13 protein-coding genes are annotated in these 12,974 nt (G+C 51.1%); 12 read left to right on the plus strand and 1 reads right to left on the minus strand.

Features of this window, described 5'->3' with window-relative positions:
* The first annotated feature begins 63 nt into the window (after positions 1-63).
* From bcp to EFB08_RS06455, 10 genes are all read left to right on the plus strand, one after another.
* Positions 64-510: a thioredoxin-dependent thiol peroxidase gene (bcp, locus tag EFB08_RS06410; RefSeq protein WP_123126117.1), complete on the plus strand. Its 447-nt coding sequence runs from the start codon at positions 64-66 to the stop codon at positions 508-510.
* A 140-nt stretch (positions 511-650) separates the two neighbouring features.
* The gene (locus EFB08_RS06415) at positions 651-1,508 is read left to right on the plus strand and encodes a transketolase (RefSeq protein ID WP_123126403.1); all 858 of its coding nucleotides are present in this window, start codon (positions 651-653) and stop codon (positions 1,506-1,508) included.
* Positions 1,509-1,564: 56 nt separating this feature from the next.
* Positions 1,565-2,953 carry a vWA domain-containing protein gene (locus EFB08_RS06420; RefSeq protein ID WP_123126118.1) on the plus strand — a complete coding sequence of 463 codons (1,389 nt, stop codon included), beginning with the start codon at positions 1,565-1,567 and terminating at the stop codon, positions 2,951-2,953.
* Position 2,954: 1 nt separating this feature from the next.
* Entirely contained in the window at positions 2,955-3,908 is a 954-nt protein-coding gene (locus tag EFB08_RS06425) for a transketolase family protein (RefSeq protein WP_123126119.1), read from the plus strand.
* Between the two features lie 174 nt (positions 3,909-4,082).
* Positions 4,083-4,622 carry an RNA polymerase sigma factor gene (locus tag EFB08_RS06430; RefSeq protein ID WP_123126120.1) on the plus strand — a complete coding sequence of 180 codons (540 nt, stop codon included), beginning with the start codon at positions 4,083-4,085 and terminating at the stop codon, positions 4,620-4,622.
* Between the two features lie 56 nt (positions 4,623-4,678).
* On the plus strand, positions 4,679-5,098 hold the full coding sequence (locus EFB08_RS06435) for a hypothetical protein (RefSeq protein ID WP_125077658.1): 420 nt from the start codon (positions 4,679-4,681) through the stop codon (positions 5,096-5,098).
* Positions 5,099-5,108: 10 nt separating this feature from the next.
* Complete coding sequence (locus EFB08_RS06440; protein ID WP_123126122.1) at positions 5,109-5,564, plus strand: Spy/CpxP family protein refolding chaperone; 456 nt, start codon at positions 5,109-5,111, stop codon at positions 5,562-5,564.
* Positions 5,565-6,111: 547 nt separating this feature from the next.
* The gene (locus EFB08_RS06445; protein WP_123126123.1) at positions 6,112-7,305 is read left to right on the plus strand and encodes an aspartate aminotransferase family protein; all 1,194 of its coding nucleotides are present in this window, start codon (positions 6,112-6,114) and stop codon (positions 7,303-7,305) included.
* A 160-nt stretch (positions 7,306-7,465) separates the two neighbouring features.
* Complete coding sequence (locus tag EFB08_RS06450; protein WP_123126124.1) at positions 7,466-9,232, plus strand: SLC13 family permease; 1,767 nt, start codon at positions 7,466-7,468, stop codon at positions 9,230-9,232.
* A gap of 95 nt (positions 9,233-9,327) precedes the next feature.
* On the plus strand, positions 9,328-9,969 hold the full coding sequence (locus tag EFB08_RS06455) for a hypothetical protein (RefSeq protein ID WP_125077659.1): 642 nt from the start codon (positions 9,328-9,330) through the stop codon (positions 9,967-9,969).
* Positions 9,970-9,981: 12 nt separating this feature from the next.
* Here EFB08_RS06455 and EFB08_RS06460 read toward each other — a convergent pair whose 3' ends face one another.
* On the minus strand, positions 9,982-10,347 hold the full coding sequence (locus EFB08_RS06460; RefSeq protein WP_227006238.1) for a tellurite resistance TerB family protein: 366 nt from the start codon (positions 10,345-10,347) through the stop codon (positions 9,982-9,984).
* 366 nt (positions 10,348-10,713) lie between these two features.
* Between EFB08_RS06460 and pfkA the strand changes: the two genes are divergently transcribed.
* Both pfkA and EFB08_RS06470 read left to right on the plus strand, forming a co-directional pair.
* Positions 10,714-11,685, plus strand: a complete 972-nt coding sequence (gene pfkA, locus EFB08_RS06465) for a 6-phosphofructokinase (RefSeq protein ID WP_123126127.1) — start codon at positions 10,714-10,716, stop codon at positions 11,683-11,685.
* Between the two features lie 225 nt (positions 11,686-11,910).
* The gene (locus EFB08_RS06470; RefSeq protein WP_123126128.1) at positions 11,911-12,954 is read left to right on the plus strand and encodes an aldo/keto reductase; all 1,044 of its coding nucleotides are present in this window, start codon (positions 11,911-11,913) and stop codon (positions 12,952-12,954) included.
* Positions 12,955-12,974: the final 20 nt, after the last annotated feature.

Below are 12,974 nucleotides of genomic sequence, written 5' to 3' on the forward strand. Positions count from 1 at the left end.
ACGGGTATAATAGATAGCTCCAGCAATTAACAATCAACAACTAACAATTAACAATTAAAAAGCATGCTACAGATAGGTGATGCGGCCCCAGATTTCGAGGTGAAAGACCAGAACGGATTGCCGGTGAAAATGGGTGACTTCAGGGGAAAGAAAGTGGTGCTCTACTTCTACCCCAAAGACGATACTCCCGGCTGTACGGCCCAGGCTTGTAACTTGCGCGACAACTATGATGCGTTGCTGGCCAAAGGCTTCGTGGTGTTGGGGGTGAGCGTAGACGATGAGAAATCGCACCAGAAATTCATCCAGAAGTTTGATCTGCCTTTTCCTCTGTTAGCCGATACCGAGCACGAGATCGTGGAGAAGTACGGGGTATGGCAAGAGAAAAACATGTACGGCCGCAAGTACATGGGCACCATGCGCTACACCTTCGTGATAGATGAAGAAGGCACCATCGAAGACATCATCACCAAAGTAGATACCAAGAACCATACGGCGCAACTCCTGAAATAAAAGCAAGGGGCCGCTTTTTCCGTAAAGGGGAAGGCGGCCCCTTTGTGTTTCTGGCCTTCTTTCAGGAAAACGAGCCAGAAGCAGAGTTGACGCAAATTTCCTTTCAGAATTTCAACCCATTACCTCACCTTAGGAATCATATGAACCCATTCAACTACGACGCGGATCAACTGCTGAACGTGGCGCACCAGGTACGCCGCGACATTGTGCGCATGGTACATGCCGTGAACTCGGGGCACCCGGGCGGCTCCCTTGGCTGCACCGAATTCCTGGTTTCGCTGTACTTCCGGCAGATGACCCACAAGCCCGAGTTTGACATGAACGGCATCGGCGAGGACCTGTTCTTTTTGTCAAACGGCCACATCTCTCCGGTTTGGTACAGCACCCTGGCTCGCGCCGGGTATTTTGACCCCGAAGAATTGGCTACGTTCCGTAAGTTGAATTCTCGTTTGCAAGGCCACCCCGCCACCGAGGAGCATTTACCGGGCATCCGGATTGCATCTGGTTCTTTAGGCCAGGGTCCGTCGGTTGCCATTGGCGCGGCGCAGGTGAAAAAACTGAACGGCGATGATAAATTGGTGTACGTGCTCACCGGCGACGGCGAACTGGAGGAAGGCCAAATCTGGGAAGCCGCCATGTACGCCGCCCACCACAAAGTAGACAACTTCATCTGGACCGTAGACTACAACGGTCAGCAGATTGATGGTCCGGTGGATGCCGTGATGAGTTTGGGCAACTTGCGCGCCAAGTTTGAGGCTTTCGGCTGGAAAGTGCTGCACTGCGAGAATGGCAACGACTTTGCGCAACTGCTACCCGTTCTGGACGAAGCCAAAGCCTTAACTGGCCAAGGTGTTCCCATCTGTATCCTTATGAATACCCAGATGGGCTACGGTGTGGACTTCATGATGGGCTCCCACAAATGGCATGGCGTAGCGCCCAATGATGCGCAGTTGGAGCAGGCCCTGGTTCAACTCAAGGAAACCCTCAACGATTATTAATAAAGAGCAGGCAGGTGCCTTCGGGTGCCTGCCGTTTTTTCTGCGGAATGAAACTGATGCGGTCTGTTTGTTTGTGGCTGATCTGCCTTCTGTTAGGAGGTTTGCTGGCTTTGCCTGCCACCGCGCAAAACAGGCCCGCGCCGCCGCCCAAAAAAACCCGCCTTTTGTTTCTGCTGGATGCCTCGGGATCTATGCAAGCCAAATGGGAAACCAGCCAGCGCTGGGCAGTGGCTAAAACCATGCTCACCCGCATGGTAGACTCCTTGGATTCCTATGCCAACTTAGAGATCGCCTTGCGGGTGTACGGGCACCAGACGCCGGTCAACCTCAAGAACTGCAAAGACACCAAGCTGGAGGTTCCGTTTGCCGCCCACAATGCGGGCAACATCAAAAAAAAGCTGCAGCAGATCACGCCCAAAGGAAATACGCCTATCACCTATTCTTTGGAACAATCGGCGAATGATTTTCCGCAGGACCCCAACTCCCGAAACGTTATCGTTATCATCACCGATGGGTTGGAAAGCTGCGGCGGTGACCCTTGTGCCACTTCCCTGGCCTTGCAGAAAAAGCGGGTTTTCCTTAAGCCCTTCATCATTGGTTTGGGTGACGACCCGGGGTATGCGCAGCAGTTTGGGTGCATGGGGCAGTATTACAACGCCTCAGACATCAAGACCTTCCAAAAGGTGTTGGAAAACGTCATCAACATCACCCTGAAGAAAACCACGGTTTCCGTGGAATTGACCGATGAAGGAGGTCGCTCTGTGGAAACCAACGTGAACCTGACGTTCCTGAACAGCGTCACAGACCAACCCGAGTACAATTATGTCCATTACCTGGATAATGCGGGCAAACCCGATGAACTGGAGATTGACGCCTTGCTTTCTTATGACTTGGTGGTGAACACCATTCCGGCGGTGAAGGTACGCAACCTGGATATAAAGCCGGGAAGGCACAATGTTTTTAAAGTGAAGGCTCCCCAAGGCTACCTGTACCTGCGGCAAGATGCCCCAACCTCCTATGGCTATGTGACGGCCCTGGTGCGGGCAAAAGGCGACCAAAACCTGCTACAGACCCAGCGATTCCCCAGCCAACAGAAATACCTTACCGGTTCGTATGAAGTGGAGCTTCTGACGCTGCCCCGCATTAAAAAGACAGTGACCATTCGGCAGGGCCAGGCCACGGAAGTTACTTTTGCGCCCCCCGGCTCGCTTAACATCACCCAGGACCTGCAGGGCTACGGAAGCCTGTACCTGTTGAACAATGACGGAACCCAGGACTGGATCTGGAACCTGCCCGAAGGCAGCAGTAAAATAAGCGTACCTTTGCAACCCGGCAACTACCGTTTGGTGTACCGGATTAAGTCTGCGAAGGGCAGCAAATTCACCGATGTGAAGAATTTCAGCATTAAATCGAATTTAACGACTACGATAAAACTTTTCAACTAAGATGAAGGACTTCCCTTACTCAGAATCTAAAGATACACGCTCCGGTTTTGGGGCCGGTTTGCTGGAACTAGGTCGTACCAACCCTAACGTGGTGGCCCTTTGTGCCGACCTGGTGGGCTCCCTTAAAATGGGTGATTTCATTAAGGAATTCCCCGAGCGCTTTTTCCAGGTAGGCATTGCCGAGGCCAACATGATTGGCTTGGCGGCGGGTATGACCATTGGGGGCAAAATTCCGTTCACCGGCACGTTCGCCAACTTCTCTACCGGCCGGGTGTATGACCAGATCCGGCAAAGTGTGGCATACTCGGGTAAGAACGTAAAGATCTGCGCTTCGCACGCGGGCTTGACCCTGGGTGAGGACGGGGCTACCCACCAGATTCTGGAGGACATCGGCATGATGAAAATGTTGCCGCACATGACCGTCATCAACCCCTGTGACTTCAACCAGACCAAAGCCGCTACCATTGCCATTGCCGCCTACGAAGGCCCGGTGTACCTGCGTTTCGGCCGTCCGGTGGTGCCTAACTTCACCCCTGCTGATCAGAAATTCGAAATCGGGAAAGCGGTGATGTTGAACGAAGGCACTGACGTAACCATTATTGCCACGGGTCACTTGGTTTGGAAAGCTATACTTGCAGGTAAACTGCTGGCCCAACAGGGCATCGATGCCGAGATCATCAACATCCACACCATCAAACCATTAGACACGGAGTCTATTCTGGCATCGGTGAGCAAAACCCGCTGCGTGGTGACCGCCGAGGAGCACCAGTTCAACGGCGGCCTGGGCGAATCGGTGGCTCGTTTGCTGGCCCAGAACCTGCCCCTTCCGCTGGAACTGGTGGGCGTGGATGACTCTTTCGGGGAGAGTGGAACCCCAGAGGAACTCATGGAGAAGTACGGCCTCAACGAACAGAGCATTGTGGCCGCCGTGCAGCGCGTAATCGCCCGTAAATAGGGACATTGTTCGTTTTCTAATCTTTAGCTATTTAATATGCTTCCGTTTTGAGCCCGATTTACGTAAAACGGGCTCAAAACGGAAGTTCTTTTTCTTTCCATAACCGACCCAGAATTTGACGACACCTCTACTCCTATCTAAAGACTAGTACCCAACACGAACAATCCACTTCCCTTGGAAGACAAAGAGATTCTTGAGAAATTCCAGCACCCCGATTCCCGGAACCTGGCCTTCAACCAACTGGTGCGCAAGTACCAGCAGAAGGTCTATTGGCATGTGCGCAAAATGGTGATTGACCATGACGATGCCGATGACCTGACCCAGGAGGTTTTTGTGAAGGTCTGGACCCATTTGGAAAATTTTCGGAAAGATTCTCAGCTCTATACCTGGATCTACCGCATTGCCACCAACGAGTGCCTCAACTTCCTGAGCGCTAAAAAGAAACGTTTTTTTCTGCCCATCCACGACGTGGCTGCGGAGCTCTCTGAGAAGCTTGATTCTACAGACGCGCTCTCCGGCGACGAGATCCAGTTGAAACTCCAGAAGGCACTTCTGCGTCTGCCCGACAAGCAACGGCTGGTCTTCAACATGAAATACTTTGATGAGATGAAGTACGAGGAAATCTCTGAGATTCTGGGTACTTCGGTGGGCGCCCTCAAGGCCTCCTATCACATCGCTGTGAAAAAAATTGAAGAATATTTAAAGAAAGATTAAACCACTCGGCACTAAACACATCTAAGAATCAGATGGAAAGGAAAAAGGAGTTTGATATGGCAGATTTACCCAAAGACCCGGGCTTTACCGTACCGGAGCATTATTTCGATGCCCTGCCCACGCGCATCATGCAGCGGACGGCCTTTGCCCAGGCACGATCTGCTTCGCCGGTGTCCTGGTTCTGGCAGTTCAGGACGGCCTTGGCAGGCGCTTCTTTGGGCGTAGTATTTGCTTTGTCTTTCCTAGCCACCCAGTACTTTTCCCCTGATTTTTCGGCGAACATGGAAATGGCCCAGATCTCGCAAAGAGATATTTACCAGTACCTGGTGACCCATGAAGAACTGGAAACCGCGGACCTGGCCGAAGTGCCCGCCGTGAAGCCGAATCCGTCGCTGGAATTCTTGGATGTGCGCCGCACCGACTTAAGTGAGGAACAGGCAAAGGAGCTGTTGGAAGAAGAGTATGACTACCGTTAATTGTATAAGAATGAAGTTTTCAAACGTATTGTTTCTGTTTCTGATGCTTTGGGGTTCCGTTGCCCTGGCCCAGGGTCAGAAAAAGGAAACCCCTGAGGAACGCAAAGCCAGAATTGAGAAGATTGAAACCGCCAAGATTGCGTTCATCACCGACAAAGTAAACCTTTCCGGAGATCAGGCCCAGCGTTTCTGGCCTTTGTACCAGGAGCATGACCGCCGGAGAAGCGAACTTCGCCAAAAAAGCCGTTCCCTGCGGGAAGAGAACCTGAACAACTACACCGATGCCCAGATCCAGGCCGGTTTAGAAGCCCGCCTGAACTTCCGCCAGCGCGAACTGGATTTGGATAAAGAATATATGGACAAGTACCTGCGCATTGTAAGCCCGCGCCAATTGGCACAATTTTACCGGGCTGAGCGGGAATTCACGAAACTTCTGCTGGAACGGCTTCAGACCGCCAGTAAATAAAGAGTTGGTTTTAGTGGAGAGAAGGGGGCGAAAGTCTCCCTTTTTTTTGTTTTAAGGATATTTTTTGGAAATGAGCTGTAAAACTGAGATCCAATAATTGATTTTCTGGAGTGGTCTTATTTAGGGCCTCTTTCTTTCTTATTAGTCCAGAAGCTACCACTGTGCCCGCCGTTTTTGGTGTTCTCACCAACGACCTCCTTACTGCTTACCAAGCGCATGTCCCCTTTTGAAGTGTGTAGGGAGATGATTTTTTCTGCTGATCTTTTTTTCATGGTTCAAGTCTGAGACTTGGACCTACCTTGATCTGAAGTTTGCAAATCAGTGATGCGATGGCCACAAAAAGGTTTGCTCTCACCAATCCTATTTCTAAACCTGCATCCCCACTCTTCTTCCATCCTTCTCATGGTAGGCAAAATGTGTTTAATAACTACTTTCCAGAAATTTGCTCTTAAACAAAACCCATACCTGCAACAATTAACCATTCTCGACAGGAAGAATAGCCCTATTTACTTCTTCGTATCTTTGCTTGAAACTAAATTGAATTGCCATGCTCTCTCCGCGTCAGCTTTTTTTGAAACACCAGGCCCAAACCACTGATTTTCCGTTGCTTTTAGAAGTGGAGCGGGCTGAGGGGGTTTACATGCATGGCCCCAATGGTGAACGCTACTTGGATCTGATCTCGGGCATTGGGGTAAGTAATGTGGGGCATCGGCATCCAAGGGTATTGCAGGCCATTCAGGAGCAGTTAGACAAGTACTTGCACCTAATGGTATATGGAGAAATCGTGCAGGCGCCTCCGGCTCAGCTGGCGCATGCGTTGGCCGAAACGCTCCCAGCCGGGTTGGACAATGTGTACTTTGTTTCTTCGGGGAGCGAGGCGGTGGAGGGTGCCTGTAAGTTGGCGAAGCGCTTCACGAGCCGTACCGAGTTGGTGGCTTTTACGAATGCATACCACGGGTCTACTCAGGGAGCTTTGTCCTTGAACGGATCAGAAAGCTTTAAGCAGGCGTTCCGTCCGCTTCTGCCCGATGTTCGGCATATTCGCCATAACCAAATGGAAGACTTGGCGCAGATCACATCCCGTACGGCGGCGGTCATTTTGGAAACAGTGCAGGGAGAGGCTGGGGTTCGGGTACCTTCGGTGGAGTATATGCAGGCTTTGCGGGCACGGTGCCAGGAAGTAGGTGCGTTGCTGATTCTGGATGAGATTCAGAGCGGTTTTGGCCGGACCGGTACCTTCTGGGCGTTTGAGCAGTTTGGGGTTGTGCCTGATATTCTTACCTGCGCCAAAGGCATGGGCGGCGGAATGCCAATCGGGGCGTTTATCTCCCGCCAGGAAATCATGCATTCCCTGAAGAACGATCCTATGCTGGGGCACATCACCACCTTTGGCGGACACCCGGTTTCCTGCGCGGCCTCGCTGGCTACGTTACAGGTGATTCTGGAAGAGGGCTTGCTGCCGCAGGTTGCAGCCAAGGCGGCTCGGTTCAAAGAACGGCTGGTACATCCGGCAATTCGGGAAATCAGGAACCTGGGCTTGATGATGGCCGTAGAGTTTGAGTCTTTTGAAATCTTGAAACCCATCATTGACAACGCCATTCTGAAAGGTGCGCTCACTGACTGGTTTTTGTTCTGTGACAAGTCCATGCGCATTGCCCCTCCCCTCACCATCACCTTCCCCGAGATTGACGAGGCCTGTGACATTATACTGGCGGCTATATCTCCGGAAGTCCGTTTATAGCATGTTTTCGAAGAAATCAGATCAAATCATCCTTCTTTTAATCCTGAACCTTTTACATCCTGTTTGAGTACAAGACACGAATTAGTTTAAGCTAAGTTTTCAACTTTGCCTTACCTGACTTTTTATACCAAACCTTTCTGTTTAACCTTGTGCAGCCCTCATGGAGATAGCCTTAGTTCTTTTTTTACTTTTGGCTGCCGTTGCCCTGTTCGCCTCAGAGAAACTCTCTGTAGACGTGGTCACTCTCATTCTGCTGATTGTCTTAACCAGCTTCCAGATCATTACCCCCGCCGAGGCCTTCGCCGGTTTCAGTAGTGATTTTATCATCATTCTGGCTTCCATATTCGTGATCGGGTCAGCGCTGGAAGACACGGGTATTCTGGATTTCCTGGTAACCTGGTTGATGCGGCATGCCGGCCATCGGCCTAATACCCTGCTGTTTTTCATCATGTTTTTTCCGGGGCTGGTTTCGGCTTTCATGAACAACACTACCGTGACGGCCCTCTTTGTGACACCAGTGGTGGGTGTGGCTAAGAAAATGCGGGCCAGCAGTTCCAAATTCCTGATGCCGTTGGCCTATGCCTCTATTCTGGGCGGGACCTGTACGCTTATAGGCACCTCCACCAACGTGGCCGTCAGCGGATACATGAGCAAAGCCGGCTACGAGCCCTTCGGGTTCTTTGAATTCAGCGGGGTTGGCCTTGTCATCTTTTTGGTGGGCATTGCCTATATGATGACCATTGGCAAGCGCATGCTGCCCAACACCACTACCCAAGGGTTGACCAGCCGGTACAACATCAAAACCTACCTTACCGAGATCATTGTCCAGGAGGATTCTCCTTTGATCGGTCAGGTGGCCTTTACCTCTGATCTCTCCAAAATGGGTTTCAGGATTCTGAACATCATCCGGAGCAAAGAGAATTTCCTGCCAGATTACCGAACCCGCATTAAAACAAATGATGTGTTGCTGGTGGAGGGCGAAATTGAAGACCTGATTAAGGTGAAAGAAACCAAGGGAATTCAGATTCTGGCCGATGTCATTGTGGAAGACGACCTAGTAGGAGGCGATATCCGGTTGGCGGAGATCCTGATCACGGGAAAATCAGAGCTTCTGCAGAACAACATCAAACAGATTGAGTTTCTCCGGAGGTATGGGCTAGTGGTGTTGGCAGTATCACGGCAGGGCGAAACCATCAGGACCAAGATTGGCGATGTGCAACTGCAACTAGGCGATATGCTTCTGGTACAAGGATCGGCGGATCGTTTGGAGTACCTGAAAAGCCACCAGCACTTGGCTGTTCTGGATGAGTTCACTCCTATCTTGTTCAAGAAGCGCAAGGGAATATTGACTCTCTCCTTCTTTTTATTGGCTATTATATTGGGCAGCTTTAATCTGTTGCCCCTTTCTATCTGTTTCCTGGGTGCAGCGGTGCTGAGCGTTCTGTTTAAGTGCATCTCCACCGACAGGGCCTACCAGGTAATTGACTGGCGCCTGCTTATTCTGATCGGGGGGATGACCGCCTTCGGGATGGCCATGGAAAACACCGGTGCCGATAAGTTCCTGGCTAATACCATTGTAGGCTTGCTGGAACCCTTCGGGATCATCGTAATTCTGGCTGGGTTTGTCATTTTGACGGTTTTCCTGACCCAACCCATGTCCAATGCGGCGGCGGCGTTGGTGGTGCTGCCCGTGGCGATCCAGACGGCTATACAGCTAGGTGCAAGTCCGCGTAGTTTCGCTATTGCCATAATGCTTTCTGCTTCCGTCTCGTTGGTGACACCGTTTGAGCCCTCGTGTATTCTGGTGTATGGACCGGGCAAATACTCGTTCAAAGATTTCCTGAAGATTGGCTCTGGCCTCACCCTTTTGCTGGTCATCATCATCCTGATTATGGTGCCTATTTTCTGGCCCCTGAAAGAAGCTTAAAGCCTCTTTTTGCTAAAATAGGCTCTAAACAGAACTGGCCCAGGTAGCCAGAAGAACGGTTCATGCGTAAAGAGAAGGCAACACTTCCTTTTCGCATGAACCGTTCTTTTTTGCTTTCTGTCACTCTGCTGCTGTTTTGGGGCTGTTCTCCCGAAAAAGCCCAGGAAACGCTTTCTACTGAACCCATTGCCCAAGACACCGCTTCCCTTGACCAGGTAGCTGATTCGGTTACCGATACCCCAATTGACGGCACCGCCACCACAACCCTGCCCCAGGATGTAAAGCAACAGCTTCCTGCCGAGTTAGAGGTGCACCTGGACCGCACCCATGGGTTATGGCAACTGCCCGTGCTTAGTACCTTTGATGTGCAGCGCATTCCCAAGGAAGAGCAGGGACCTTATTACCTACAGGCAGATTTCAACGGTGACAAAAAAGTGGATTACGCCGTTCAACTCTTGGAACGGGATTCGGCTTTTGTGTATGCTTTCCTGAAAAAGGCAGATAATGAGTTCCAGGAGTTTGTGCTGGTACGGGACCGCTTGTATGATATAGAAGAAAAAAAAAGGAGCATCCACTACTTAAGGCTGGCCCCTGACACCGCAACGTATTATGATTACGCCACCCGCAAAAAGGGCGTAAGAATACCGCACGATGGAATCTCAGTGGGTGCCGAAAACTACACGGCTACGTACTTTTGGGAGAAAGGGAAATTCAATAAACTAGAGACAGGAGACTAAAAGAAGGGGTCCTTACTGGAGCTCCAGGAAATGAATGGCTTCGTTCTTGATTTCCTCGCGGGAGAGTCCGTCTTTCACCCCGGTAGTGATCTTCTTGACCAGCACGCCCACCACTGCCTTCCGGAAACCCATTTTGGTGGCGATGTCAATACAGAAATCCATCTCACTGTCGTCTACAATTCCGTCGGCCAGCATCATCTCCACTAGGTCATACACCTGGTCAAAGCGGTCGATGTCATTATTGGGCATGGTAAGCTTTACGTTTCCGCAGTTGGCCAGCAGCGCCCGCACATCCTGCGCCCGCATGCCCTTTCGTTCGCCAATGGCGATGATATGCTCCATCTCCGCCGAATCTATGTGCCCATCAATCTTTGCCAACGCCCCTAGATTAACAATATGGCTCTTAAGCCGTTTTGTTTCTTCACTCTCAAAAATTGAAAACATAGGTTAGATGATTGATGGTGGAAGATTTTTTCGGGTGGTTGCACGCCTTTTGCACAAATGTTGCGCAATCCGAATTTCACCTTATAATCTACGCACTTTTAGAAAAAATTGCTGCACCATTGCGCAAAAAGTATTTAAATTTTTCTATTCCGGTCTTTTAATCGTACAGTAAGAAGAAAAAGCTTACAAATCACTGGTCGCAAAACGAAGGGCGTATTTTAGTTTTTGGTAGTTGACTCACCAAAAAGCTTGAGTTTTCTTGGGTAATGCCTTACTTTGCGGCTCGTTTTAGAAGTAAAGATGAAGAAAATAGCTGTTTTTACGTCTGGAGGAGATGCACCAGGCATGAATGCTTGTATCCGCGCCGTTGTGCGGACGGCAGTTTACCATAAGTTAGAAGTATACGGAATTGGAAGAGGCTACAACGGAATGATCCAAGGAGAGATCTACCGGCTGTTCTCCCATTCCGTGAGCAATATTATCCAAAAAGGCGGCACCATCCTTAAATCGGCACGGTGCCTTGAGTTTCAAACCCCTGAGGGCAGAAAGAGAGCATTTGAGCAGATCTCCAAATTCGGGATCGAAGGCATTGTGGCCATCGGCGGGAACGGTACTTTCACCGGCGCCAAGATCTTTTTTGAGGAATACGGCATTCCCATCATCGGCTGCCCCGGCACCATTGACAATGACCTGTTCGGCACCGACTACACCATTGGGTATGACACCGCAGTGAACACCGCCCTTGACGCCATTGACAAAATCAGAGACACCGCCGACAGCCACGAACGCGTGTTCTTTGTGGAAGTGATGGGCCGCGACTCAGGCTACATTGCCTTGCCTTGCGCCATTGGCGGCGGGGCCGAGATGGTGATGATCCCTGAGACCATCACCTCTATGTCTGAAGTGATTGAAACCCTGCAGCAAGGCTGGCGGCGCTCCAAAACCTCGTTCATCATTATCGTGGCCGAGGGAGACGAAGAAGGCGGAGCGACTGAAATTGCCGCCAAGGTAAAGCAAGCCTTGCCCCAGATGGATGCCAAGGTGACCATCATCGGGCATGTGCAGCGCGGAGGTACTCCCACCGCCGCCGATCGCCTGCTGAGCAGCCAGATGGGCATGGCCGCCGTAGAAGGCCTCATTGCCGGTCGCTCCAACGAGATGGTAGGCGTCATGAACGGCGAGCTGGTGTATACTCCTTTCATAGACACCATTACCAAGAAAAAGCCAATCAGCGAGAGCTTCCTGAAGTTAGTGCAAGTATTGAGCGTGTAGCCCACACCTCAGAACCATTCAGAAAGGCGTTTTGGCCCCGATTCTAAGGAAACGGTTTCAAAACGCATTTCTGTTTTTAAGCCGTTCGGCATCAGCTTCCATAAACTAGCAAATAAAAGAAGTTGACTTTTCTCCTTTTAAAATCAGGGGGCTCTCCCTTCCCGCCTTTTACAAACCCAATCTGGGCGAATGCCGTTTTTAAGCATTCATCTCAAACCAACTGATATGGAATACAGACTTTTGGGTGCATCTGGGTTGCGGGTACCGGTGCTCAGTTTCGGGACAGCCACCTTTGGGGGCACCGGCGATTTCTTCAAAGCCTGGGGCAACACACAAGTAGCCGAAGCCAGCCGCATGGTAGACCTCTGCCTGGAGGCCGGCGTTAACTTCTTTGACACCGCCGATATTTACTCCCAGGGGATGTCTGAGGAGATTCTCGGGAAAGCCCTGGAAAGCCGTAGACCCGATGTCCTGATCTCCACCAAAGGCACTTTCCCCTTCGGAGAGGGTCCCAATAACCAAGGCTCTAACCGTTTCCATCTCATGCGCCAGGTGGAAGGCAGCCTTAAACGCCTCAATACCGACTACATTGATATTTACCACATGCACGGTTTCGATGGGAACACGCCCGTGGAGGAAACCCTGCGAACCCTCGACGATCTGGTGCAAAGCGGCAAGGTGCGCTACATTGCAGCTTCCAATTTTTCCGGGTGGCACCTCATGAAATCCTTGGCCGTTTCTGAGAAATACGGCTGGAACCGCTATGTTGCGCATCAAGTGTATTATTCCCTCACGAACCGCGAGTACGAATGGGAACTGATGCCCATGGGCCTTGATCAAAATGTAGGTGCCATCATCTGGTCACCGCTGGCAGCCGGGCGCTTAGGCGGAAAATACCGGAGGGGCCAGCCTCTGCCGCAAGACAGCCGGGTGGCGCAAGGCGGCAGCCCCGTACCAGAGGCGGTCATCAACGAAGAACAGTTCTATACCATCATTGAGGTGCTAGATCAGATTGCCGAAGAGACCGGCAAAACGGTAGCCCAGATTTCGCTGAATTGGTTACTTCAGCGCCCCACGGTCTCCAGCATCATCATTGGCGCCAGAAACGAGGAACAGCTCAGACAAAACCTAGGCGCCGTTGGCTGGAACCTCACCCAAGAGCAAGTCAAGCGGTTGGACAAAGCCAGCGAAGCCCCGCCTATTTACCCTTATTGGCACCAACGGCAGAACACCAAGCTAAATCCCCTGCCCCCTTTTTACTCTAAATAAACCATTAATCGGCAGCCCCT

The organism is Rufibacter latericius (assembly GCF_003721515.1).
In the GTDB taxonomy this organism is placed as follows: domain Bacteria; phylum Bacteroidota; class Bacteroidia; order Cytophagales; family Hymenobacteraceae; genus Nibribacter; species Nibribacter latericius.